Origin of the sequence: Erwinia sp. V71 (assembly GCF_965644245.1) — a bacterium.
Taxonomy (GTDB): domain Bacteria; phylum Pseudomonadota; class Gammaproteobacteria; order Enterobacterales; family Enterobacteriaceae; genus Erwinia.
Genome location: NZ_CBFFRK010000014.1, coordinates 1 through 22,251 on the forward strand (window position 1 = coordinate 1; position 22,251 = coordinate 22,251).

General features: G+C 57.6%; 21 protein-coding genes. 7 read left to right on the plus strand and 14 right to left on the minus strand.

Translation table 11 applies throughout. The features are described from left to right. Positions 1–32 precede the first annotated feature (32 nt). From ACSZO1_RS05220 to thpR, 10 genes are all read right to left on the minus strand, one after another. Complete coding sequence (locus tag ACSZO1_RS05220; protein ID WP_437610218.1) at positions 33–284, minus strand: autoinducer binding domain-containing protein; 252 nt, start codon at positions 282–284, stop codon at positions 33–35. A gap of 289 nt (positions 285–573) precedes the next feature. Then, positions 574–954: an aspartate 1-decarboxylase gene (gene panD / locus ACSZO1_RS05225; RefSeq protein ID WP_437610220.1), complete on the minus strand. Its 381-nt coding sequence runs from the start codon at positions 952–954 to the stop codon at positions 574–576. Between the two features lie 92 nt (positions 955–1,046). Beyond that, a complete protein-coding gene (gene panC, locus ACSZO1_RS05230) occupies positions 1,047–1,901 on the minus strand; it encodes a pantoate--beta-alanine ligase (protein ID WP_437610222.1) in 855 nt (284 codons plus the stop codon). A gap of 15 nt (positions 1,902–1,916) precedes the next feature. Then, on the minus strand, positions 1,917–2,711 hold the full coding sequence (gene panB / locus ACSZO1_RS05235) for a 3-methyl-2-oxobutanoate hydroxymethyltransferase (protein ID WP_437610224.1): 795 nt from the start codon (positions 2,709–2,711) through the stop codon (positions 1,917–1,919). A 113-nt stretch (positions 2,712–2,824) separates the two neighbouring features. Then, positions 2,825–3,304 (minus strand): 2-amino-4-hydroxy-6-hydroxymethyldihydropteridine diphosphokinase, encoded by a 480-nt coding sequence (gene folK / locus ACSZO1_RS05240; RefSeq protein ID WP_437610226.1) that lies wholly within the window; start codon positions 3,302–3,304, stop codon positions 2,825–2,827. Beyond that, complete coding sequence (pcnB, locus tag ACSZO1_RS05245) at positions 3,301–4,713, minus strand: polynucleotide adenylyltransferase PcnB (RefSeq protein WP_437610333.1); 1,413 nt, start codon at positions 4,711–4,713, stop codon at positions 3,301–3,303. Before pcnB ends, folK begins: the two co-directional genes overlap by 4 nt. Positions 4,714–4,771: 58 nt before the next feature. Continuing rightward, positions 4,772–5,680, minus strand: a complete 909-nt coding sequence (gene gluQRS, locus ACSZO1_RS05250) for a tRNA glutamyl-Q(34) synthetase GluQRS (protein ID WP_437610228.1) — start codon at positions 5,678–5,680, stop codon at positions 4,772–4,774. 71 nt (positions 5,681–5,751) lie between these two features. Beyond that, positions 5,752–6,207 (minus strand): RNA polymerase-binding protein DksA, encoded by a 456-nt coding sequence (gene dksA, locus ACSZO1_RS05255; protein WP_437610230.1) that lies wholly within the window; start codon positions 6,205–6,207, stop codon positions 5,752–5,754. Between the two features lie 181 nt (positions 6,208–6,388). Then, positions 6,389–7,093 carry a DNA/RNA nuclease SfsA gene (gene sfsA, locus ACSZO1_RS05260; RefSeq protein WP_437610232.1) on the minus strand — a complete coding sequence of 235 codons (705 nt, stop codon included), beginning with the start codon at positions 7,091–7,093 and terminating at the stop codon, positions 6,389–6,391. 2 nt (positions 7,094–7,095) lie between these two features. Further along, the gene (gene thpR, locus ACSZO1_RS05265) at positions 7,096–7,626 is read right to left on the minus strand and encodes an RNA 2',3'-cyclic phosphodiesterase (RefSeq protein ID WP_437610234.1); all 531 of its coding nucleotides are present in this window, start codon (positions 7,624–7,626) and stop codon (positions 7,096–7,098) included. 77 nt (positions 7,627–7,703) lie between these two features. Between thpR and hrpB the strand changes: the two genes are divergently transcribed. The 5 genes from hrpB to fhuB all read left to right on the plus strand — a co-directional run bounded on the left by hrpB (position 7,704) and on the right by fhuB (position 16,753). After that, positions 7,704–10,148 (plus strand): ATP-dependent helicase HrpB, encoded by a 2,445-nt coding sequence (gene hrpB, locus ACSZO1_RS05270; protein WP_437610236.1) that lies wholly within the window; start codon positions 7,704–7,706, stop codon positions 10,146–10,148. A gap of 107 nt (positions 10,149–10,255) precedes the next feature. After that, positions 10,256–12,742, plus strand: a complete 2,487-nt coding sequence (gene mrcB / locus ACSZO1_RS05275) for a bifunctional glycosyl transferase/transpeptidase (protein WP_437610238.1) — start codon at positions 10,256–10,258, stop codon at positions 12,740–12,742. Between the two features lie 337 nt (positions 12,743–13,079). Beyond that, the gene (fhuC, locus tag ACSZO1_RS05280) at positions 13,080–13,874 is read left to right on the plus strand and encodes a Fe3+-hydroxamate ABC transporter ATP-binding protein FhuC (RefSeq protein WP_437610240.1); all 795 of its coding nucleotides are present in this window, start codon (positions 13,080–13,082) and stop codon (positions 13,872–13,874) included. A gap of 15 nt (positions 13,875–13,889) precedes the next feature. Then, complete coding sequence (fhuD, locus tag ACSZO1_RS05285; protein ID WP_437610242.1) at positions 13,890–14,771, plus strand: Fe(3+)-hydroxamate ABC transporter substrate-binding protein FhuD; 882 nt, start codon at positions 13,890–13,892, stop codon at positions 14,769–14,771. After that, on the plus strand, positions 14,768–16,753 hold the full coding sequence (gene fhuB, locus ACSZO1_RS05290) for a Fe(3+)-hydroxamate ABC transporter permease FhuB (protein ID WP_437610244.1): 1,986 nt from the start codon (positions 14,768–14,770) through the stop codon (positions 16,751–16,753). Before fhuD ends, fhuB begins: the two co-directional genes overlap by 4 nt. A 124-nt stretch (positions 16,754–16,877) precedes the next feature. Here the strand turns inward: fhuB and hemL are convergent, their stop codons facing one another. After that, entirely contained in the window at positions 16,878–18,158 is a 1,281-nt protein-coding gene (gene hemL, locus ACSZO1_RS05295) for a glutamate-1-semialdehyde 2,1-aminomutase (RefSeq protein WP_437610246.1), read from the minus strand. 173 nt (positions 18,159–18,331) lie between these two features. Here hemL and clcA point away from each other — a divergent pair, with 173 nt between their 5' ends. Both clcA and erpA read left to right on the plus strand, forming a co-directional pair. Beyond that, positions 18,332–19,738: a H(+)/Cl(-) exchange transporter ClcA gene (gene clcA / locus ACSZO1_RS05300; protein WP_437610247.1), complete on the plus strand. Its 1,407-nt coding sequence runs from the start codon at positions 18,332–18,334 to the stop codon at positions 19,736–19,738. Positions 19,739–19,829: 91 nt separating this feature from the next. Beyond that, positions 19,830–20,180, plus strand: coding sequence for an iron-sulfur cluster insertion protein ErpA (gene erpA / locus ACSZO1_RS05305; RefSeq protein WP_437610249.1), 351 nt, complete (start codon positions 19,830–19,832; stop codon positions 20,178–20,180). A gap of 37 nt (positions 20,181–20,217) precedes the next feature. On the opposite strand, the gene ACSZO1_RS05310 is transcribed toward erpA, so the two are convergent. From ACSZO1_RS05310 to mtnN, 3 genes are all read right to left on the minus strand, one after another. Then, positions 20,218–20,466 (minus strand): hypothetical protein, encoded by a 249-nt coding sequence (locus ACSZO1_RS05310; protein ID WP_437610251.1) that lies wholly within the window; start codon positions 20,464–20,466, stop codon positions 20,218–20,220. Between the two features lie 256 nt (positions 20,467–20,722). Beyond that, entirely contained in the window at positions 20,723–21,523 is an 801-nt protein-coding gene (gene btuF / locus ACSZO1_RS05315) for a vitamin B12 ABC transporter substrate-binding protein BtuF (protein ID WP_437610253.1), read from the minus strand. Continuing rightward, positions 21,516–22,211, minus strand: a complete 696-nt coding sequence (mtnN, locus tag ACSZO1_RS05320; RefSeq protein ID WP_437610255.1) for a 5'-methylthioadenosine/S-adenosylhomocysteine nucleosidase — start codon at positions 22,209–22,211, stop codon at positions 21,516–21,518. The genes btuF and mtnN overlap by 8 nt, the downstream gene beginning before the upstream one ends. Positions 22,212–22,251: the final 40 nt, after the last annotated feature.

Here is a 22,251-nt window from a genome sequence, read left to right on the forward strand (position 1 = left end):
GGTTCCGGCAGCCTTCAGTGGTCTTTGCAGAGTTAAGACAGGCGGCTTAGCGTTGCACTTCGAACTTGAATCCGCCCGACAGGATCAATATATTGGTAGCCATTCGCAAAGTAGATTTCACCCCACTCATCAGGATAGTTTGATAATACAAACAGATCACTGGGGTTATTTTTCTTCATTATTGCAAAAGTAAAGCGAAAATCTCCGAATTTTTGCAGTTCCTGGCTCAGCCATGTCTTTGTCTCGAGATTTATTTTTGTGTTATCGAAATCGTCATGCAACAAAATAGACCCCTTCTGAAAACGGTTATGCTTTCTGGCCTAGCCAGCCATGAAGGAGTGTAATGACATTATATAATCAAGTAAACCATTATAAGGAGAGTGACGTAAGGAATAATAATTACTTAAGCTGATTGACTACAGGTGGAGGAGATGATTTGAGAGTGATTAAATAGAAGATATTATCTTTGACCGTTTTTCGGGATTTATCTGGGGTGATGGCAGGGATCTTACAAATATTCTCCTGCTGGAGAATGCCGGGAATAAGAATAACCTTAACCCCGGCTTAATTCACTCAAGCCACCTGAACCGGCACCGCTTTCGCCAGCCGCTTCATCTGGTTTTTGCCTTCAAAGTAGGCCACTTTCGGCTGCCACTCTCGTGCCTGCTCATCGAGCATCTGCACATAGGAGCAGATAATCAGAATATCGCCCTCGCAGGCACAACGCGCTGCCGCGCCGTTCACCGAGATAATCTTAGAACCGCGTTCCGCGGCAATTGCGTAGGTGGAAAAGCGCTGGCCGTTAGTGACGTTATAAATATCAATCGCTTCATACTGAAGGATGCCGGACGCATCGAGAAAGTCCTGATCGATGGCGCAGGAACCTTCGTAGTTCAAATCAGCCTGGGTCACGGTGACCCGGTGCAGTTTGCCCTGCAACATGGTGCGTATCATTGCGTGGTTACCTTATTCAGCTTCAAACCCTGATAGTCACATCAGGGTATTAAAAATATGAACGACAGTATCTGTCGATCTGCCCGCCTTGTCTATTGCGTCAGATCAACCTGCTGGTTATCAATCAGACGCGCATTGCCCAGCCACGCCGCCATCAGGATTACCGCGCGCTGGCTTTCGGTATTCAGCGGCAGCAGGCTGTCGGCATCGCAAATCGCCAGACGATCGGGGCGGAAGCCTTTCTCTTCCAGCTCCGCTTCGGCAGTGGCGATAATCTCGTCCACATGGCGTTCACCGTCAGACAGTTTATTCGCCATACTGTTCATCACCTGGCTCAGGCCCGGTGCAAGCTGACGCTCCTCTGCGGTGAGATAGCCATTGCGTGAACTCAGTGCCAGACCATCTTTGGCGCGTACGGTCGGCACGCCGATAATCTCGATATCGTAGCCCATATCTGCCACCATCTTGCGGATCAGCGCCAGCTGCTGGTAATCCTTTTCGCCAAAGCAGGAGAGGTCCGGTTGCACCAGATTAAACAGCTTGCTGACCACCGTCGACACGCCACGGAAATGACCCGGACGGCTGGCGCCCTCCAGCAGCGAAGACAGCCCCGGTACGTCGACAAAGGTCTGCGTATCCAGCCCCTTCGGATACACATCCGCCGGAGAAGGGGAAAACACCAGGTCAACGCCGCGACGGTTCAGTTTTTCGCAATCTTCCTGCAGCGTGCGCGGATAACGCGCCAGATCGTCAGGACGGTCAAACTGCATCGGATTGACAAAAATGCTGACCACCACGATATCGGCACGCTCACGCGCTTCGTCCACCAGCGTCATATGACCATCGTGTAAATTACCCATGGTCGGCACCAGCGCGATGCGCTTGCCATCCTGACGCCAGCGGCGCACTTCACGACGCAGCATGGGCAGGGTTTCAATTATCAGCACAGACTTTCTCCTGAATTATTGGAAACTGTGTTCTGCCGCAGGATAGGTGCCAGCTTCCACTTCGGTAATGTACTGGCGCACTGCGCTGCGGATATCGCCACTGTCGGCGAGGAAATTTTTGGCAAATTTCGGAATATGGCCGCCGGTAATGCCAAAGGCATCATGCATCACCAGAATCTGACCATCGGTGACGTTACCGGCTCCGATGCCAATCACCGGAATGGTCAGCGCTTCGGTAATGCGTTTCGCCAGCGCCACCGGCACGCACTCCAGCACCAGCAGCTGCGCACCAGCTTCTTCCAGCACCAGCGCATCCGCCAGCAGGCGGTCGGCATCCTCGGCCTCACGGCCCTGAATCTTATAACCGCCAAAGATATTGACGGACTGCGGGGTCAGGCCGAGATGGCCGCATACTGGCACGGCACGCTCGGTCAGCTGCTGTACGGTCTCTGCCAGCCATTTTCCGCCTTCCAGCTTGACCATATTGGCACCCGCACGCATCAGCTGTGCAGCACTGTCAAAGGTCTGTTCAGGGGTGGCATAGCTCATAAACGGCAGGTCGGACAGCAGCAGGGCGTTTGGCGCGCCACGGCGCACGGCATGGGTGTGATAGACAATATCGGCAACTGTCACGGGCAGAGTGGAATCATGCCCCTGCACGGTCATCCCCAGCGAGTCTCCCACCAGCAACACCTGAATACCCTCTTCGGCAAACAGTCTGGCAAAGCTGTATTCATAGGCAGTGATGGAGGCAAATTTACGGCCTGCCTGTTTCCACTGGCGCAGATGAGAAATAGTGGTCGGTTTCATTACGGCCTCTCAGGTCGAAATTTCTGATGGGCAAGTGTAATGGATTGTGAATGTCAGAGGGAAGGGGGATCAGGTCAGGAAGCACGCCAGGGTAAAATAATTTCCTGACGTGATTACCATGGTTTGATGGTACTGCTGTCCAGCAGGGCAAGGCTGTCCGCGACACGACTGCCATCGGGGAAGCACAGCGCAGGGGCAATTTCGGCTAATGGCAGCAGCATAAATGCACGATTTTTCATATCGTAATGCGGCACGGTCAGACGCGCGGTATTCAGCGTCAGCTCGCCAAACAGCAGGATATCGAGATCCAGCGTACGCGGTCCCCAGCGCTCTTCTTTACGCACGCGTCCCTGTTCCAGCTCGATACGCTGGGTGTGATCCAGCAGGGCTTCAGGCGCAAGCGTGGTGTCGAGCGCAATCACGGCATTCAGGTAATCAGGCTGCTCCGGCGGGCCATAAGGCGGGGTACGATACAGCGAAGATGTGGCAACCAGCTGGCTGTCGGGGATGGCAGCCAGTGCATCAAGTGCATGTTGCACCTGATGCAGAGGATCCGCCAGATTGCTGCCTAGCGCGATATAGACGCGGGTCATGCGCTGGCGCCACCGTCACGGTGCGGCGTGCGTTTGCGCGGACGACGGGTACGACGGCGTGGCACCGGATCGTCACCGAGCGTGTTCAGCATATTTTTCTGCTGTGGCGGCGCGGCAACCTGGAACTCACCCCACCAGGTGGTCAGACGCTGCAGTTCATGGTTATTTTCCGCTTCCGCGCGCAGCGCCAGCAGGTCATAGGCGGCACGGAATTTCGGATGTTCCATCAGTTTCCATGCGCGTTTACCATGGCGGCGCGAAATACGCAGCTGCAACTGCCAGATATCACGGATCAGCGTCGTAATGCGTTTCGGAATCGCCAGCGCGCGGCAGGCTTCATCCAGCACATCGTTCATCGCCAGCGCGAAGGCATCATAATAGGCCAGACCGCTTTCCTGGGCGATTTTCTGCGCCGCTTCCTGCTGTGGATACCAGAACATCGCGGCAAACAGGAATGCCGGATTGACGCGCATCTGGTTATGGATGCGGTTATCGGTATTTTTCAGCACCTGGTTGATCATGCGTTCCATGGCGCTGTCACCCTGGGCGGTAAAGTATCGGGTGATAATCGGAAACAGCGGCTGGAATAACTGGTATTCACGCAGTTGCAGGTAGGTGTCGTAGCCATAGCCCGCCTGCAACAGCTTCAGGGTTTCTTCGAACAGGCGCGCTGGCGGAATATCCTGCAGCAGCGTGGCAAGGCGCGGGATCGGCTCTGCCGTCTCTTCGGCGATGCGCATCTGCAGTTTGGCAGCGAAACGCACCACGCGCAGCATACGCACCGGATCTTCGCGGTAACGGGTTTCCGGATCGCCAATCAGGCGAATAATGCCCTGCTGCAGATCGCTCAGACCGCCGACATAATCACGGACGGTGAAATCCGCCACGCTGTAGTATAGGCTGTTAATCGTCAGGTCGCGACGCTGAGCGTCATCTTCGATGGAACCAAAGATATTGTCGCGCAGCAGCATGCCATTTTGTCCGCGCTGGGAACCGTTACGGTCATCCTGATCTTCATCGGCATGGTGATGGCCACGGAATGTCGCCACTTCGATCACTTCCGGGCCAAACATTACATGGGCCAGGCGGAAACGGCGGCCAACCAGACGACAGTTGCGGAACAGTTTACGCATCTGTTCCGGCGTGGCATTGGTGGTCACATCGAAGTCTTTCGGTTTTTTACCCAGCAGCAAATCGCGTACGCCGCCACCAACCAGGTAGGCTTCATATCCGGCTTTGTTCAGGCGATAAAGCACCTTGAGGGCATTTTCGCTAATGTCTTTGCGCGAAATATTGTGGCGATCGCGAGGGATCACGGTCATCTGGCTGACTTCTTCTTCAACCCTGACTGGCGTGTCATTTTCGCGATGCAGGACTTTTCGGCAAAAATTAGCAACTCGGGTAAAAATGGGACACCTCGATAGTGACTAAGAAACTTAGGTGGTAAAAACAGCGGCTAATCATAGCTTAGTGAGAACCATTTGAGAATGCCGTTGTCGCTGCATCGTTTAGCACGACGTCGTTACGTGGAATTTTCGCTAAATTCCACTGCTGAACCGCCTGCTTTAGCAGCGATTCCAGTGATTCATCCTGCCAGCCTGACGGCACTGGCTGACCGAGAAAACGCAATGCGCGCATCAGCACCGGGCGTGGGTCGCCTTCCGGCAGCGCGGGGGCATGGTTTTGCTTCGACAGCTTGTTGCCGTCCGGGTTAAGCACCAGCGGTAAATGCAGATAATCCGGCATCTGCCAGCCAAACTGCTGATACAGCGCGATTTGCCGCACGGTGGGCTCAATCAGGTCGGCACCGCGTACGATCTCGCTGACGCCCTGGAAATGGTCATCCACCACCACGGCCAGATTATAGGCGAACAGGCCATCGCGGCGATGAATAATAAAATCCTCTGTCGCCAGTGCGCGATCGGCGATAATTTCGCCGCGCAGCCGATCGGTAAATTGTGTGACAGGCGTGTGCTGGCGTAAACGCAGCGCGGCGTTGTCGGCCGTCAGTTGCAGCTCGCGGCAGTGGCCATCATAGTGGCCGCCGAGTTGCTGGATACGGCTGCGTGGGCAACGGCACCAGTAACTTTGTCGTTGCTGGCGCAGCCACTCCAGCGCACTGCGATAGGCATCATGACGCTGTGACTGCCACAGCACCTCACCATCCCAGTGCAGGCCATACTGTTCCAGCTGGCGCAGGATCTGCGCTGCTGCGCCCGGTACTTCGCGGGGTGGGTCGATATCTTCGATACGCACTAGCCACTGCCCGTGCTGCGCGCGCGCCTGCAGGTAGCTGCCAAGGGCGGCTATCAGTGAGCCAAAATGGAGTTCGCCGGAAGGAGAGGGGGCAAAGCGCCCGATATAGCGTCGTGACATGATATTCAGAGTCAGTGTGCAGTGAAGCGGGACAACAATGTATCCCCGCCTCACCGCAGCACCCAGCGCCGTTAGCCGGCCATTTGTTTCTCGCGGATTTCCGCCAGTGTTTTGCAGTCAATGCAAAGATCGGCGGTAGGACGCGCTTCAAGGCGACGGATACCGATTTCTACACCGCAGGAATCGCAGTAGCCGAAATCATCCTCTTCCACCTTTTTCAGCGTCTTCTCGATCTTTTTGATCAGCTTACGCTCGCGGTCACGGTTGCGCAGTTCCAGACTGAACTCTTCTTCCTGAGCGGCGCGATCCACCGGGTCCGGGAAGTTAGCAGCTTCGTCCTGCATGTGCGTAACCGTACGGTCTACTTCATCCCTGAGTTGATTGCGCCAAGCTTCAAGAATCTTCTTGAAGTGCTCCAGCTGGGCTTCGTTCATATACTCTTCGCCTGGCTTCTCTTGGTATGGCTCCACCCCAGCGATGGCGAGAATACTCAGGGACGATGTTTTACGGTTTTGCCCTTCTTGCATGTTGTTTCTCCTGGATAACACGCACTATCGATCCCCAACGGGGAAAAAAACAGGCCGCTATAAATAACAGAAGCGATTAAGGTTGGCAATTATTCCTCAACATCACTTGACAAGCCTGTGAGTAAAAGCGTATTTAGCGCTTCGCCAGCGACCATCCTATCAGAGCAAATTGCGTTAAATATTACAACTCCACGACAAGCGACTTTTTTAACGTCAAGCCAGCAGGTGATAACTGCGCCTTATAACAGAGGATCTCGACACCACTCTGTTGTGCCTGTACCAGTAGTTCTGCGTACTGCGTGTCGATGTGACGTGCCGGGGAAACGTCCTCAATCCCCGTATGCAAAACGGCAAAAAAAAGAACCGCACGTTCGCCCTCAGCGGCGATTTTCGCCAGCTCACGCAGGTGTTTTTGGCCGCGTACGGTCACCGCATCCGGAAAATACCCTTTACCTTGCTGGAGTAGCGTCACGGATTTCACTTCAATATAGCAGTTGCGGCGCTTCTCTGCCTGCAGCAGAAAGTCGATGCGGCTGCGCTCTGCGCCGTACTTCACTTCCGCCTGCAACGTGCTGTAACCCGCCAGTTCTGCAATCACTCCTGCCTCTATCGCTTCACGCACCAGCGTGTTGGCGCGCAGGGTATTGACGCAGATCCAGTCGCCCTGCTGTGTCTCCGTCAGCTCCCAGCTGTGCGGGTATTTGCGTGTGGTGCTGGCGGATGTCGAGTACCACACCGTATCGCCGGGTGTGGCGCAGCCGGTCATCGCGCCGGTGTTGGCGCAGTGAAGGGTCAGGGTGTCGCCCTGCGGGGTGACCACATCGGCCAGAAAGCGTTTGTAACGTTTAATCAGGCGTGCCGGTTGCAGCGCCGGGAAATAATCCATGGTTAATCCTGAGTCAGTGACCAGCTGTCGATAATGTTGTAGCTGCTGCGCCCCTGGGTAAAGGCCGATTCCATCAGCGCGAACTCCGTGACATCAAACTGCCAGTGGAAGTTGCGTGGCGGCATCGCAATCGGCCGGGTGGCATTGCGCAGCAGGCTGATATGCGGATGAAACGGGTGCGGACTTTGATAGCAGCCGCTGCGTGCCGCCTGTGACCGCAGCATCTCCGCCAGCTGCACCAGCCCGCGTGGTGCCTGGCGCGGACCGAGCCACACCACGCCCGGGCGCGGCCAGTGGCCGGCATCATCAAGATGCAGTGTGAACGGCGACTGGCGGATACGCCCGGCCATACGGCGGATGGCGCTGGCCTTTTCATCGCTGATTTCGCCAAGAAACGCCAGCGTCAGGTGCAGATTGGCCGCCGCCAGCGGACGGCCCGCATCGGCGCTGAATGCGCTGGCGCGCCAGGTGACAATCTGTTGCTGGATTGCCTGCGGCAAACCGATGCCAAAGAATAAACGGCGTATGGACATGGCAGCCTCCGGTAATGAATGTGGATGAATGCTACAATGCCCGCTTTCATATGACCACGTTGTTACGGAGTTTTCCTGTGAGTGACTTACCTGTCAGTGCCGTACTGCCTGAACTGCTTGCTGCGTTACAGCAGGCGTCACAGGTGTTGCTGGCGGCACCGACCGGTGCCGGTAAATCGACCTGGCTGCCGTTGCAAATCCTGCAGCAGGCGACATTCAGTGGCCGGATTCTGTTGCTGGAACCGCGGCGACTGGCGGCGCGTAATGTGGCGCAACGGCTGGCGGAACTGCTCGGCCAGCAGCCGGGAGAAACGGTCGGCTACCGGATGCGTGCAGAGACCTGTGTCGGCCCCGCGACCCGGCTGGAGGTGGTCACGGAAGGTATTCTGACGCGCATGCTGCAGCAGGACCCACTGCTGGACGGCGTTGATCTGGTGATCCTCGATGAATTCCATGAACGCAGTCTGCAGGCTGATCTGGCGCTGGCTCTGCTGCTGGATGTGCAGCAGGGACTGCGTGACGACCTGAAAATTCTGCTGATGTCCGCCACGCTGGATAACCAGCGGCTGAGCGAGATGCTGCCGGACGCGCCGGTGATTGTCTCCCAGGGGCGCAGTTTCCCGGTCGAGCGCCGCTATAGCGCGTTGCCGACGCATCTGCGCTTCGATGACGCCGTGGCGCGAGAAGTCAGCCAGCTGTTGCGTGACGAAACCGGATCGTTGCTGCTGTTTTTACCTGGCGTTGGCGAGATCCAGCGCATCAAAACACTACTGGAAGAGCGTGTCAGTGCCGATGTTGATCTCTGTCCGCTGTATGGCGCGCTGCCGCTCAGTGAGCAGCGCCGGGCGATTCTGCCTGCCGCCGCCGGACGGCGCAAAGTGGTGCTGGCGACCAATATTGCCGAAACCAGTTTAACCATTGAAGGTATCCGGCTGGTGGTGGACAGCGGACTGGAGCGGGTGGGCAGTTTCGATTTGCGTACCGGCCTGACCCGGCTGCAAACCCAGCGTATCAGCCAGGCCTCAATGACGCAGCGTGCCGGACGTGCCGGGCGTCTTGAAGCCGGTATCTGTCTGCACCTGCTGGGGAAAGAGCAGGCGGAGCGCGCGGCCAGTCATGCCGATGCCGAGATGGTGCAGAGCGATCTCGCCGCGTTGTGGCTCGATGTGTTGCAGTGGGGCTGCCACGATATCCGCCAGCTGAGCTGGCTTGATCTGCCACCAGCCGCGGCATTGCACGCCGCCGCCACGTTGCTGCATCTGCTGGGGGCGACGGATGACAGCGGCAAGCTGACGGAAAAAGGGCGCAAAATGGCGCAGCTGGGCAGCGATCCGCGTTATGCCGCGTTGCTGATTGCGGCGGGCAGTGATAGCGATCGCGTGGCGACTGCTGCTCTGTTGGTGGCGATCCTCGAAGAACCGCCGCGCAACGGCAGTGGCGATCTGCGTGACAGTTTCTCGCGCCCGCAGTCACACTGGCAGCGGCGGGCACGTCAGCTGCAAAAGCGGCTGGGTATCACTAGCGGTGAGCCGGACAGTGAGCTGATCGCGCCACTGCTGATGTCGGCTTTCCCTGATCGGTTGGCGCGTCGTCGCGGTCAGCAGGGGCGCTATCAGCTGGCGAACGGCATCGGTGCGCAGCTGGATGATGACCATGCGTTAACACGCTATGAATGGTTGCTGGCACCGTTGTTGCTGCAGAGTGGCACACAGCCTGATGCTCGTATCCTGCAGGCGCTGCCGGTGGAAATTGATGCGCTGGTACGCCAGTGTCCGCAGCAGGTGCAGTCAGTGACTGCCGTGGAGTGGGACGAAGAGAAGGGTACGCTGCGTGCCTGGAAGCGTCAGCAGATTGGCTCGCTGGTGTTGCAGGCGCAACCGCTGGCGAAACCGCAGCCGGAAGAACTCCATGCCGCGATGCTCAACTGGGTGCGCGAAAAAGGGCTGGAGGTGCTCTGCTGGACGCCGGAAGCGGAGCAACTGCGTATGCGGCTGGTCTGCGCTGCGCAGTGGCTGCCGGAGGAGGCGTGGCCCGCCAGTGACGATCAGACCCTGCTGGCGACGCTGGATCGCTGGCTGTTGCCTGCCATGACGGGCGTGCAGGACCTGAAAGGGCTGCGGCAAATTAACCTTGCCAACGCATTATTACAATTCCTGACGTGGACTCAACGTCAGCGGCTGGATAGTGCGCTGCCAACTCATTACACTGTGCCGACCGGAAGTCGTCTGCCGCTGCGTTATGACGCGACCCTGCCGCCGGTACTGGCAGTGCGCCTGCAGGAGATGTACGGCGAAGCAAACAATCCCTGCATTGCCGACGGACGGGTGCCGCTGGTACTGGAATTGCTGTCGCCAGCCCAGCGTCCGTTGCAAATCACCCGTGACCTGGCGGCATTCTGGCGCGGTGCGTACACCGAGGTGCAGAAAGAGATGAAAGGGCGTTACCCGAAACATCTCTGGCCGGACGACCCGGCCAATACCCTGCCAACACGACGGACGAAAAAGTTTTCCCCGCCGTCCTGAATGGCCATTGAACACGTTGCATTTCGGAAGGTTCTACTACTCCGTAATGCAGAACAGGAACAGAGTAGTCGGCGTTGCCGATGGCAATCCCTGGAGAAATGAAACGAATGTCTGGGAATGATCGCGAACCTATTGGGCGTAAAGGGAAACAGCCTAAGCCGCCACGTAAGCCGGTAAAAGGTCGCCGCAGGGAAGAAGAGTACGACGAGGACGATTATGACGATTATCAGGATGATGACGATTATGACGAGGAGCCGGAACTGATGCCGCGTAAGAAGAGAAGAGACTGGCTGGGGCTGTTTATCAAGCTGCTGCTGGTGTTTATCGTGCTAATGGCGATTTACGGCGTATACCTCGATTCGCAAATCCGCAGCCGTATTGACGGCAAAGTGTGGGATTTGCCAGCCACGGTGTATGGCCGCATGGTCAGCCTTGAGCCGGGTATGTCCTACAACAAGCAGGAGATGATCGCACTGCTGGAAGGCACACAATATCGTCAGGTGACGCGCATGACCCGTCCCGGCGAGTTCACGGTGCAGGCCAACAGCATTGAGATGATCCGTCGTCCGTTTGATTTCCCGGACAGCAAAGAAGGGCAGATCCGCGCCCGTCTGTCCTTTGCCAATAACGCGCTGAGCGAGATTAAAAACCTCGACAACGGGCGTGACTTCGGCTTTTTCCGTCTCGATCCACGCCTGATCACCATGCTGCAATCGCCGAATGGTGAACAGCGTCTGTTTGTGCCGCGTTCTGGCTTCCCGGACCTGCTGGTGGATACGCTGATCGCCACGGAAGACCGCCACTTCTATGAGCATGATGGCATCAGCCTGTACTCGATTGGTCGTGCGTTTGTCGCCAATATCACCGCCGGGCGTGCAGTGCAGGGCGGCAGTACCCTGACGCAGCAGCTGGTGAAAAACCTGTTCCTGACCAACGAGCGTTCACTGTGGCGTAAGGCGAATGAAGCCTATATGGCGCTGATTATGGATGCGCGTTATGGCAAGGATCGCATCCTTGAGCTGTATCTGAACGAAGTGTATCTCGGTCAGAGCGGCAGCGATCAGATCCGCGGCTTCCCGCTGGCCAGCCTGTACTACTTTGGTCGTCCGGTGGATGAACTGAGCCTCGACCAGCAGGCGCTGCTGGTGGGGATGGTGAAAGGGGCATCGCTGTATAACCCATGGCGTAATCCGAAGCTGGCGCTGGAACGACGTAACCTGGTGCTGCGTCTGCTGCAGCAGCAGAATGTCATCGACCAGGAGCTGTACGACATGCTGAGCGCACGGCCGCTGGGCGTGCAGCCGAAAGGTGGCGTGATCACCCCGCAGCCTGCCTTTATGCAGATGGTGCGTAATGAGCTGCAGCAGAAGCTGGGCGACAAGGTGAAAGATCTCTCCGGGGTGAAAATCTTCACCACGCTGGACTCCGTATCACAGGATGCGGCAGAAAAAGCAGTGGAAGAGGGCATCCCGGTACTGCGTAAACAGCGTGGCCTGAATGATCTGGAAACCGCGATGGTGGTGGTGGATCGCTTCAGTGGCGAAGTGCGCGCGATGGTCGGGGGTTCTGATCCGCAGTTCGCCGGTTATAACCGTGCACTGCAGGCGCGCCGTTCGATTGGCTCGCTGGCGAAACCCGCGACCTATCTGACAGCACTGAGCCAGCCGGATAAATTCCGCCTGAACAGCTGGATCGCCGATAACCCGATTTCGCTCAAGCAGCCGAATGGTCAGGTGTGGAGCCCACAGAACGATGACCGCAAGTTTAGCGGCCAGGTGATGCTGGTGGATGCGCTGACGCGTTCGATGAACGTGCCGACGGTGAACCTGGGGATGACGCTGGGTCTGCAACAGGTGATTGATACCTGGAGCAAACTGGGCGCGCCGAAAGATCAGTTGCAGCCGATGCCAGCAATGTTGCTGGGTGCGCTGAACCTGACGCCAGTGGAAGTGGCGCAGGCATTCCAGACCATCGCCAGTGGCGGTAACCGTGCACCACTGTCGGCACTGCGTTCGGTGATTGCGGAAGATGGCACCGTGCTGTACCAGAGCTTCCCGCAGGCGGAACGCGCAGTACCGGCACAGGCCGCGTATCTGACGCTGTATACCATGCAGCAGGTGGCGGATCACGGCACCGCGCGAGCACTGGGTGCGAAATACCCGAATGCGCATCTGGCGGCGAAGACCGGTACTACGAACAGCCAGGTCGACAGCTGGTTTGCTGGTATTGACGGTAAAGAGGTGGCGATCACCTGGATTGGCCGTGATAACAACCAGCCGACCAAACTGTATGGCGCCTCCGGTGCAATGCAGATCTACAGCCGTTATCTGGCAAACCAGACGCCGATGCCGCTGTTGCTGACCCCGCCGGAAGATATCGCGGCAATGAGCGTCGATTACTCCGGTAACTTTGTCTGCGGCGGCGCCAGCAGCTGGCGCACCCTGCCAGTGTGGACCACCGATGCCAGTGCGCTGTGTCAGCAGCAGCAACAGCAGGTTCAGCAGCAGCAACAACAACAGCAACAGCCACAGTCAGAGCAGAAGGATGCGGATGGCGTGGCCGGCTGGATTAAGGATATGTTCGGCGGCAATTAATGTTGCTGGCGGCATCCGCTTTAACGTTTATCCACGCTCTATCCCCTCCCCCACATCGTGGGGGAGGGTTAGGGTGGGGGAGCAGTCAGTTCAGAAGTCGGCAGTTCCCCCTATCCCAGCCTTCCCCCACAATGTGGCGGAAGGGATTATTCCCATATTCACCTCAGCGCCGCAGGCAATCCTCTTTCATCACCTTATCTCCTCGCCTGACCTTACTCCTTTCTAATAATAATTATCGTTTACATTCACATCTGTTATCGTAGTGGGATCTTGTTATCGAACTTAATGTTTAATCCGGCGCGGTTTACTGCGTCCGCCAATAATGTTGAAGACAGCCATGCAAGCTCAGCACACCCAGGATACAACTTTCACGCTGGATAACGTCAGCTTTACCGTTCCCGGCCGCACGCTGCTCCATCCGCTCTCCCTGGCTTTCCCCGCCGGGAAGGTGACGGGTCTGATTGGTCACAATGGTTCCGGCAAATCGACACTGCTGAAAATGCTCGGCCGCCACCATGCCGCCAGCGGTGGCCGGGTATTGCTCAATGATGCGCCGGTTGGCGACTGGAACAGCAAGACCTTTGCCCGCCAGGTGGCGTATCTGCCACAGCAATTGCCCGCAGCGGAAGGGATGACGGTGCGTGAACTGGTAGCGATTGGTCGCTATCCCTGGCATGGCGCATTAGGGCGTTACGGTGTGGAAGATCGTGAACGTGTAGAAGAAGCGATTGCGCTGGTGGGGTTAAAGCCGTTTGCCCAGCGGCTGGTGGACAGCCTGTCAGGCGGTGAGCGCCAGCGCGCCTGGATCGCTATGCTGGTGGCGCAAAACAGCCGCTGCCTGCTGCTTGATGAACCGACGTCAGCGCTGGATATCGCCCATCAGGTGGATGTGCTGGCGTTAATTCAGCGCTTAAGCCATCAGCGCGGACTGACGGTGATTGCGGTGCTGCACGATATCAATATGGCTGCGCGTTATTGCGATCATCTGGTGGCGCTGCGCGGTGGTGAGGCGATTGCTCAGGGCGCGCCGGATGAGATTATGCATGGTGAGGTGCTGGAAAAAATTTACGGCATTCCAATGGGCATTCTGCCGCATCCGCAAGGCGGCGCTCCCGTCAGCTTCGTTTACTGATTACAGGATGTTCTGATGCCGGATTACCTGCGCCGCCGTTTGCTGGCGGCTATGGCCACTTCTCCCTTGTGGCTTCCTTTATCGGTGCGGGCTGGACAGCCCGTGCCTGACCTCCAGCGCATTGCGGTGCTGGACTGGTTACCTGTCGAACCGTTGCTGGCGCTGGGCGTGATGCCGATGGCGGTATCGGAAATTCATAACTACCGCATCTGGGTGAACAAGCCTGAACTGGCGGCGGATACCGTGGATCTTGGCCTGCGCACGGAGCCCAATCTCGAGCTGCTGACCCAGCTGCAACCGTCGTTAATCCTCTATTATCGGGATAATGCCTCGCCGGAGAAGCTGGCGCGTATTGCGCCGTCGATGGGCTTTGTCTTTAGCGGCGACGATGGCAAGCCGCTGAACGCGGCACGTCATGCGGTGATCAGCCTGGGCGAACGTCTCGGGCTTGAACAACGCGCCACGCAACATCTGGCGGAGTTCGATACTTTTATCGCTAATATGCGCGTGCGACTTAGCCTGCGCGAGCAGCGACCGGTGTTGTTAATGTCATTACTCGACAGCCATCATGCCATGGTGTTTGGCCGGCCAGGGCTGTTCCATGAAGTGCTGGAACTGCTGGGCATGGAAAATGCCTGGCAGGAAGAGACCGGCTTCTGGGGCAGTTCGGTGGTGGGGCTTGAGCGGCTGGCGACCATCAGGGATGTTGATGTCATCTGCTTCGGTCATGACGATGATAAACTGATGGCGCAGGTGGCGGCATCGCCATTGTGGCAATCGTTCGATTTTGTCCGTCAGCAGCGCTTTAAGCGCGCGCCTGCCGTCTGGTTCTATGGCGCGACGCTGACCGCGATGCACCTGTGTCGCGTGATTGAAAATGCGCTGGGGGAGGCATGATGTCGCGAAATCATCGTTTCTCCACCGTACTGCTGCTGAGCCTGCTGCTCGCGACGCTGGCGCTGACGGGCTATAACCTGGCGCACCAGTTACCACTGGCGCAGTGGCGTACTGCGTTACTGAACCCGGACAGCAGCAATGTCACTCAGATGGTATTCCACTACAGCCTGCTGCCGCGGCTGGCAATTTCATTGCTGGTGGGGGCGGGACTGGGGCTGGCAGGCTTGCTGTTCCAGCAGGTGTTGCGTAATCCGCTGGCGGAACCGACTACGCTTGGCGTGGCCTCTGGCGCGCAGCTCGGCATTACTGTTGTGACTTTGTCAGGTGCTGCCGGGGCGCTGCTGACACCACAAATTGCCGCGCTGATTGGTGCGCTGCTGGTCGGTGCTGTGGTCTTCGGTATCGCCTGGGGACGTCGTCTGTCGCCTGTGACACTGATCCTTGCCGGTCTGGTGATGAGCCTTTACTGCGGCGCGGTGAACCAGATTATCGCCATCTTTAACCACGACCAGCTGCAAAGCACCTTCCTGTGGGGAACCGGCGCGTTAAACCAGCTCGACTGGAGTAACGTTCTGCTGCTGTGGCCGCGTCTGCTGATTGCCTTTGCGTTGGCGCTGCTGCTGTTGCGGCCGCTGACGCTGATGGGGCTGGATGATGGCGTGGCGAAAAACCTCGGGCTGGCGCTGGGACTGGCGCGTTTTGCGGCGCTGGCGCTGGCGATTGTGCTTAGCGCGCAACTGGTCAGCACGGTGGGCATTGTCGGCTTTATCGGCCTGTTTGCGCCATTACTGGCGCGGATGCTCGGCGCACGTCGCCTGCTCAGCCGAATGCTGCTGGCACCTGCGATTGGTGCGCTGCTGTTGTGGCTGGCGGATCAGTGCGTGCAGTGGCTGACGGGTGTCTGGCTGGAAGTGTCCACGGGGGCGGTGACCGCGATGATTGGCGCACCACTGCTGCTGTGGCTGCTGCCGCGTCTGCGTACCGGCTCGGTGCCACCGGCGCTGGATCAGGGCGATAATGTCCCTGCCGAACGCCATAACGTGGTGTGGTGGGCGCTGCTGGCTCTGGGCGTGCTGTTGCTGATGGTGGCGGTCGCGCTCTCCTTTGGCCGCAATGCGGCGGGCTGGCAATGGGTCAGTGGCGAGATGTGGCAGCAGTTGCTGCCGTGGCGTGGTCCGCGTCTGATTGCCGCTCTGGCGGCGGGCGTGATGCTGGCGGTGGCCGGATGCATTATCCAGCGCCTGACGGGCAATGCGATGGCGAGCCCGGAAGTGCTGGGTATCAGCGGTGGTGCAGCGTTTGGTGTGGTGATCATGCTGTTTATTGTGCCGGGCGGTGGCGCGTTTGGCTGGTCACTGCCAGCGGGGAGTCTGGGCGCGGCGGTGACGCTGTTGATTATCATGCTGGTCTCCGCGCGTGGTGGTTTTTCGCCGCAGCGGATGTTGCTGGCCGGGATGGCGCTCAGTACTGCATTTACCACGTTGTTAATGCTGTTCCTCGCCAGTGGCGATCCGCGTACCGCCAGTGTCCTCACCTGGATGTCGGGTTCGACCTATCAGGTGGATGGCGTTCAGGCGCTGCGCACGGTGGTGGTGGCGGTGGTGCTGATTGCTATTGCTCCGCTTGCTGCACGCTGGCTGACCATTCTGCCACTGGGTGGCGCTACCGCGCGGGCGGTGGGGATGGCGCTGACACCGTCGCGTCTGGCGCTGCTGTTACTGTCTGCGGCACTGACTGCTGCTGCCACGCTGACCATCGGCCCGCTCAGCTTTATTGGTCTGATGGCGCCGCATATGGCACGTATGCTCGGCTTCCGTCGCGCGTTGCCGCAACTGGTGATAGCTGCGCTGTCAGGGGCGGTGCTGATGGTGTTCGCTGACTGGTGTGGCAGGATGATGTCGTTCCCGGATCAGATCCCGGCAGGGTTGCTGGCGACCTTCTTTGGTGCGCCTTACTTTGTGTATCTGTTGCGGAAAAGCTGAGGGTATTGCTCCTTCCCCCGCCAGGCGGGGGAAGGTTGGGATGGGGGAGCTTTTGGCTCAGAAATGGAGTCGTTAGCTCCCCCTCCCCAGCCCTCCCCCACGTTGTGGGGGAGGGGGTGTCCGCTTACAGTTTCGCGAAGCAGCGTTTGGCTGCCGCCACGGTGTTCTCAATATCCTCCGGCGTGTGCGCCAGCGACATAAAGCCCGCTTCAAAGGCAGAAGGGGCGAGATACACGCCTTCTTCCAGCATCAGATGGAAGAATGTCTTAAAGCGTTCCACGTCACAACGGGTCACATCCTGGTAGCAGGTCACGCTGTCGTCATTGGTGAAGAACAGACCAAACATGCCGCCGACGTGATTCACCACTAACGGAATACCTTCTTCTTTTGCGGCGTTCAGCAGACCTTCCGCCAGTTGCGTGGTCAGTGCGGTCAGGGTGTCATGATTGCCTGCTTTGGCGACTTCACTCAGACAGACAAAACCGGCAGCCATGGCAATCGGGTTACCGGACAGGGTGCCCGCCTGGTATACCGGGCCGGTTGGCGCCAGCGCGTTCATCACATCACGACGGCCACCAAAGGCACCCACCGGCATACCGCCGCCGATGATTTTACCCAGGCAGGTCAGATCCGGTTTCACACCGTAATGCGCCTGCGCACCCGCCAGTGCCACACGGAAGCCGGTCATCACTTCATCGATAATCAGCAGCGCGCCAAACTCGTCACACAGTGCGCGCAGGCCTGGCAGGAAGTCAGGCTGAGGCGGAATGCAGTTCATATTACCAGCCACCGGTTCAACGATAATACAGGCGATATCGGTCGGAGACTGTTCGAACGCCGCGCGAACGGAAGACAAATCGTTATAGGTGCAGGTCAGCGTATGTTTGGCGAAATCGGCCGGTACGCCCGGTGAGTTTGGCTGGCCGAGCGTCAGCGCACCGGAACCGGCTTTCACCAGCAGATGGTCGGCGTGACCGTGGTAGCAGCCTTCAAATTTGATAATTTTGTCGCGGCCGGTAAAGCCACGCGCCAGACGAATGGCGCTCATGGTGGCTTCGGTGCCAGAGTTCACCATGCGCACCATTTCGATGGTTGGCACCAGCTGGCACACCAGCTCAGCCATTTTCACTTCCATCTCGGTTGGTGCGCCAAAGCTCAGACCGCGCTCCGCTGCGGCAATCACCGCGTTGCGGATTGCCGGGTGGTTATGACCCAGCACCATCGGACCCCAGGAGCCGACGTAGTCGATATACGCTTTACCATCCGCATCATAGAGGTAAGCGCCATCAGCACGCTCAACGAAAAGCGGTACGCCGCCGACACCGGTGAATGCACGCACCGGAGAGTTAACACCACCGGGGATTAACTTTTGCGCCTGGGCATACAGGTTTTCAGACTTACTCATGGATCGGGCTCCTGAATCATACATTAAGAAAAATCTCCACTATTCTAGGGAACATAACGTCCGGTTGAAAGGCGCTCAGCAAGATTGATACAGACAGAAAGGATTTTATACAGGACGTTGCCGTATCGGGTGCGTATCATACCGCTATACATTTCCTGACAAATGAAGCTGATATGAGTCTCCCTGATTCCACCGAACAGCTGTCGGTAGTGCCGGCGCGACGCGGTGACTATCTGCGCCTGTTGCTGCGCAAGGATAAAACCCCGGCAGCGATTCTGCTGGTGGCCGGTATAGTGGGGGCACTGGCCGGGCTGGTCGGTGTGGCGTTTGAGAAAGCGGTGAATGCGGTACAGGCAATGCGTTTAGCGACGATTGCTGACGCAGGTAATAACCTGTGGCTGGCTTTTCTCCTCTCCGCGTTACTGGCGCTGGTGGGCTATTTCCTGGTGCGGCGTTTTGCCCCGGAAGCGGCGGGTTCCGGCATTCCTGAGATTGAAGGTGCGCTGGAAGAACTGCGCCCGGTACGCTGGTGGCGGGTGATCCCGGTGAAATTTATCGGTGGCATGGGCACCCTGGGGGCTGGCATGGTGCTGGGGCGTGAAGGCCCAACGGTACAGCTCGGCGGTAATATTGGCCGCATGGTGCTGGATCTGCTGCGTCTGCGCAGCGCAGAAGCCCGCCACACACTGCTGGCAACCGGCGCGGCTGCCGGGCTTTCCGCAGCCTTTAATGCGCCACTGGCGGGGATTCTGTTTGTTATAGAAGAGATGCGTCTGCAGTTCCGCTACAGTCTGATCTCCATTAAGGCAGTATTTATTGGTGTGATTATGTCGAGCATCGTTTTCCGCCTGTTTAATGGCGAGCAGGCGGTGATTGATGTCGGTAAACTCAGCAATGCGCCGGTGCATACCTTGTGGCTCTATCTGCTGCTGGGGATGATCATTGGTGCGATTGGTGTGCTGTTTAATCAGCTGATTTTTCGCACTCAGGACCTGTTCCAGAAACTGCATGGCGGGCGGATGAGCAAAGCACTGGCGATGGGCGCATTGCTGGGCGGGGGCTGTGGCGTGTTATCGCTGGTATTGCCTGCGGCAGCGGGTGGCGGTTTTAACCTGATTCCGCTGGCAACCGCCGGGCAATATACCGTCGGGATGCTACTGTTTATGTTTCTCGCGCGGATGATCACGACATTGCTCTGTTTCTGTTCCGGTGCGCCAGGCGGTATTTTTGCCCCCATGCTGGCGCTGGGTACGCTGCTGGGCACGGCGTTTGGCACCGCCAGCGTGATGCTGTTTCCCGCATGGGGATTGCAGCCTGGCACCTTTGCTATCGCGGGGATGGGCGCGCTGTTTGCTGCCTCGGTGCGGGCGCCATTAACCGGTATTGTGCTGGTGCTGGAGATGACGGATAACTATCAGCTGATTCTGCCGATGATTATTACCTGTCTGGGGGCGACGCTGCTGGCGCAATTTTTAGGGGGGAAACCCTTGTATTCTTCGCTGCTGGCGCGCACGTTAGCAAGGCAGCAACAGCTGCAGGCAGCACAATCTGTACATGCTGTGCCGGGGGCCAATACTTGATCGTGCTATCGGGCTGGTAGATAATAACTAAATAATTGGTCAACTAATGACCTGACAGGCGACAGCCTGCCTGCATTACTGGAGTGTTTAAATGAGTGACGATGTAGCAGCAGCACTGCCTCTGCAATTTACTGATGCGGCAGCAAAAAAGGTGAAAAACCTGATTTCCGATGAAGACAATCCGGACCTGAAACTGCGCGTGTATATTACCGGCGGCGGTTGCAGTGGTTTCCAGTATGGCTTCACCTTTGACGACAAAATGAATGATGGTGATATGACCATCGAAAAAGCGGGTGTGTCGCTGGTGGTGGACCCAATGAGTCTGCAATATCTGGTCGGCGGTTCGGTGGATTACACTGAAGGACTGGAAGGCTCACGCTTTGTGGTAACCAACCCGAACGCAAAAACCACCTGTGGTTGCGGCTCGTCGTTCAGTATCTGAGATGAAAAAAGGGCGAAGATTGCTCTTCGCCCCTTACTTACCATTCAACAGTGACCAGTCGCTGTTCCTGCTTGTTATTCACTACGGTTTTGCTTTCGGTCACCTTCGGTTGGGCGGATAACTGACGTCCACAATCCACCTGCGGCATTTTCTGGCTACCACTGACGTTACCATTCACTTCACAACGTGAATAGATCACCAGCTTCACCCCAATGCTGCCAGTAATTGCGGCTGCACAGGCTTGACCCGCCATCAACAGGCCTAAGGCCATGATAACGGCTTTCATGTTTTTTTCCTGGTGTTACAAATGCGCAATCGCGCAACTAAAAAAACGCCGCGAGAATAACAATTCCCTCAGCGTCATTTTTGATTAACGGCAATTTTTGCTGAATCTTTAATCAATTTTTAAGCCGCCTTTACATGCTTTTTGTATCCCCTAAAGAATTCGTGTCGCAGGAAGGCGGCAAGGCTGCGAGTCGCCGGGAGCATAGATACCTATGTGACCGGTGCGAGTAACGCAGCCAACGCACCTGTGGCGCGAATTACAACGGGGATTGCAAACTGCTGCAAAGTTGTTCAGCAGCGAGAATAATACGCGGTCCGGCACGACTAAACCAGTCCTCATTGAGAGAAATAATGGTGGCGTTGAGCTGCGGTTGCCAGAACTGGCGCACCGTCGGGATATGTGAGGCATCGCCGGTAATGATAATCACCTGCGGCTGACGCATCAGTACCTGCTCGCGGCTGACCTGCGGCCAGGGCACGCGGCTGTCGGCAAAAATATTGTCGCCGCCGCACAGCTGCAGGATCTGGTTTTGCAGCGTGGCCTGCGATGCGGTAAACAGGGGTTGCATACCAAACTGGAGAAACACTTTTTGCCGTTGCGGATGAGCATAACGCTGGCGCAGCGCCGCAAAGCGTTGCACCAGTTCATCGGCATGCTGCTGCGCCAGTTCGGGTTGTGCACTCCACTTTGCCAGCTGGCGTATGCTGGCAATCACGTCGTCAATCGACTGCGGGTCCAGCCAGACAATATGGATACCGAGAGCCTGTAGCTGCTCTGCCTGACGGGCAGGCGTGCCACCACGCCATGCCAGAACCACATCCGGTTTCAGCGCCAGAATACGCTCGACATTGATGCCCTGCCAGTTGGCGACCTGCTCCAGCGTCTGCGCTTCGGGTGGATAATCGGAGTAAGTGCTCACCCCAACCGGCGTAATGCCTGCGGCAAACGCCAGTTCAGTAAGCTGCGGTGCGAGGGTGATAACACGCGGTGCGATTGCCGCCAGCACTGCACCAGACAGTACCAGCAGCAACAGCAGGGTGGCGAGACGCTTAGCCACTCAGGTGGTTCAGCAGGGTTTCGACCATCAGAGATGACTGCTTCGCGGCCACCACGAGGAACTCGTCGAAGCTGAGATGAGATTCCTGATCGGCAACGTCAGAGATGGCACGTACTACCACAAACGGCACCTTGAACTGGTGGCAGACATGACCGATTGCTGTGGCTTCCATCTCGACGGCAATCGCCTGCGGGAAGGTATTGCGGATACGCGCCAGCGGTTCTGCGCCGTTAATAAAGGCATCGCCGCTGACCACCAGGCCACGCACCGCGTTCAGGTTCAGTTTCGCGATGCAGGTTTCCGCTGCGGCGATCAGTTTTTCATCCGCTGCAAACGCCGCCGGGCAGCCCGCCATCTGGCCGGGTTCATAGCCAAAGGCCGTGACATCAGCATCGTGGTAGCGCACTTCATCAGAAACCACGATATCACCGACTTTCAGCGTCGGGGCCAGGCCGCCCGCAGAGCCGGTGTTAATAATCACGTCAGGTTTGCACAGTTCCAGCAGCAGGGTGGTGCCCAGCGCCGCAGAGACTTTGCCGATGCCGGATTTCAACAGCGCGACATCCACGCCATTCAGGGTGCCAGTGTAAATTTCACAGCCCGCCAGCGTCAGAGTCTGACGGTTTTCAATTTTGTCGCGCAGCAGGGTAACTTCCTGCTCCATTGCACCAATGATGCCTGCTTTCATAGTGAGGGCTCGCTTGAGGTATGGATTTGATGAGTTAAAG

Excerpts from the sequence above, each read along its gene's own strand:
- clcA (WP_437610247.1), top strand. The coding sequence starts at position 18,332 with ATGAGTCTCCCTGATTCCACCGAACAGCTGTCGGTAGTGCCGGCGCGA.
- fhuB (WP_437610244.1), top strand. The coding sequence starts at position 14,768 with ATGATGTCGCGAAATCATCGTTTCTCCACCGTACTGCTGCTGAGCCTG.
- dksA (WP_437610230.1), bottom strand. The coding sequence starts at position 6,207 with ATGCAAGAAGGGCAAAACCGTAAAACATCGTCCCTGAGTATTCTCGCC.
- fhuC (WP_437610240.1), top strand. The coding sequence starts at position 13,080 with ATGCAAGCTCAGCACACCCAGGATACAACTTTCACGCTGGATAACGTC.
- panB (WP_437610224.1), bottom strand. The coding sequence starts at position 2,711 with ATGAAACCGACCACTATTTCTCATCTGCGCCAGTGGAAACAGGCAGGC.
- fhuD (WP_437610242.1), top strand. The coding sequence starts at position 13,890 with ATGCCGGATTACCTGCGCCGCCGTTTGCTGGCGGCTATGGCCACTTCT.
- thpR (WP_437610234.1), bottom strand. The coding sequence starts at position 7,626 with ATGTCCATACGCCGTTTATTCTTTGGCATCGGTTTGCCGCAGGCAATC.
- hemL (WP_437610246.1), bottom strand. The coding sequence starts at position 18,158 with ATGAGTAAGTCTGAAAACCTGTATGCCCAGGCGCAAAAGTTAATCCCC.
- erpA (WP_437610249.1), top strand. The coding sequence starts at position 19,830 with ATGAGTGACGATGTAGCAGCAGCACTGCCTCTGCAATTTACTGATGCG.
- gluQRS (WP_437610228.1), bottom strand. The coding sequence starts at position 5,680 with ATGTCACGACGCTATATCGGGCGCTTTGCCCCCTCTCCTTCCGGCGAA.
- mtnN (WP_437610255.1), bottom strand. The coding sequence starts at position 22,211 with ATGAAAGCAGGCATCATTGGTGCAATGGAGCAGGAAGTTACCCTGCTG.
- folK (WP_437610226.1), bottom strand. The coding sequence starts at position 3,304 with ATGACCCGCGTCTATATCGCGCTAGGCAGCAATCTGGCGGATCCTCTG.
- sfsA (WP_437610232.1), bottom strand. The coding sequence starts at position 7,093 with ATGGATTATTTCCCGGCGCTGCAACCGGCACGCCTGATTAAACGTTAC.
- panD (WP_437610220.1), bottom strand. The coding sequence starts at position 954 with ATGATACGCACCATGTTGCAGGGCAAACTGCACCGGGTCACCGTGACC.
- ACSZO1_RS05310 (WP_437610251.1), bottom strand. The coding sequence starts at position 20,466 with ATGAAAGCCGTTATCATGGCCTTAGGCCTGTTGATGGCGGGTCAAGCC.
- mrcB (WP_437610238.1), top strand. The coding sequence starts at position 10,256 with ATGTCTGGGAATGATCGCGAACCTATTGGGCGTAAAGGGAAACAGCCT.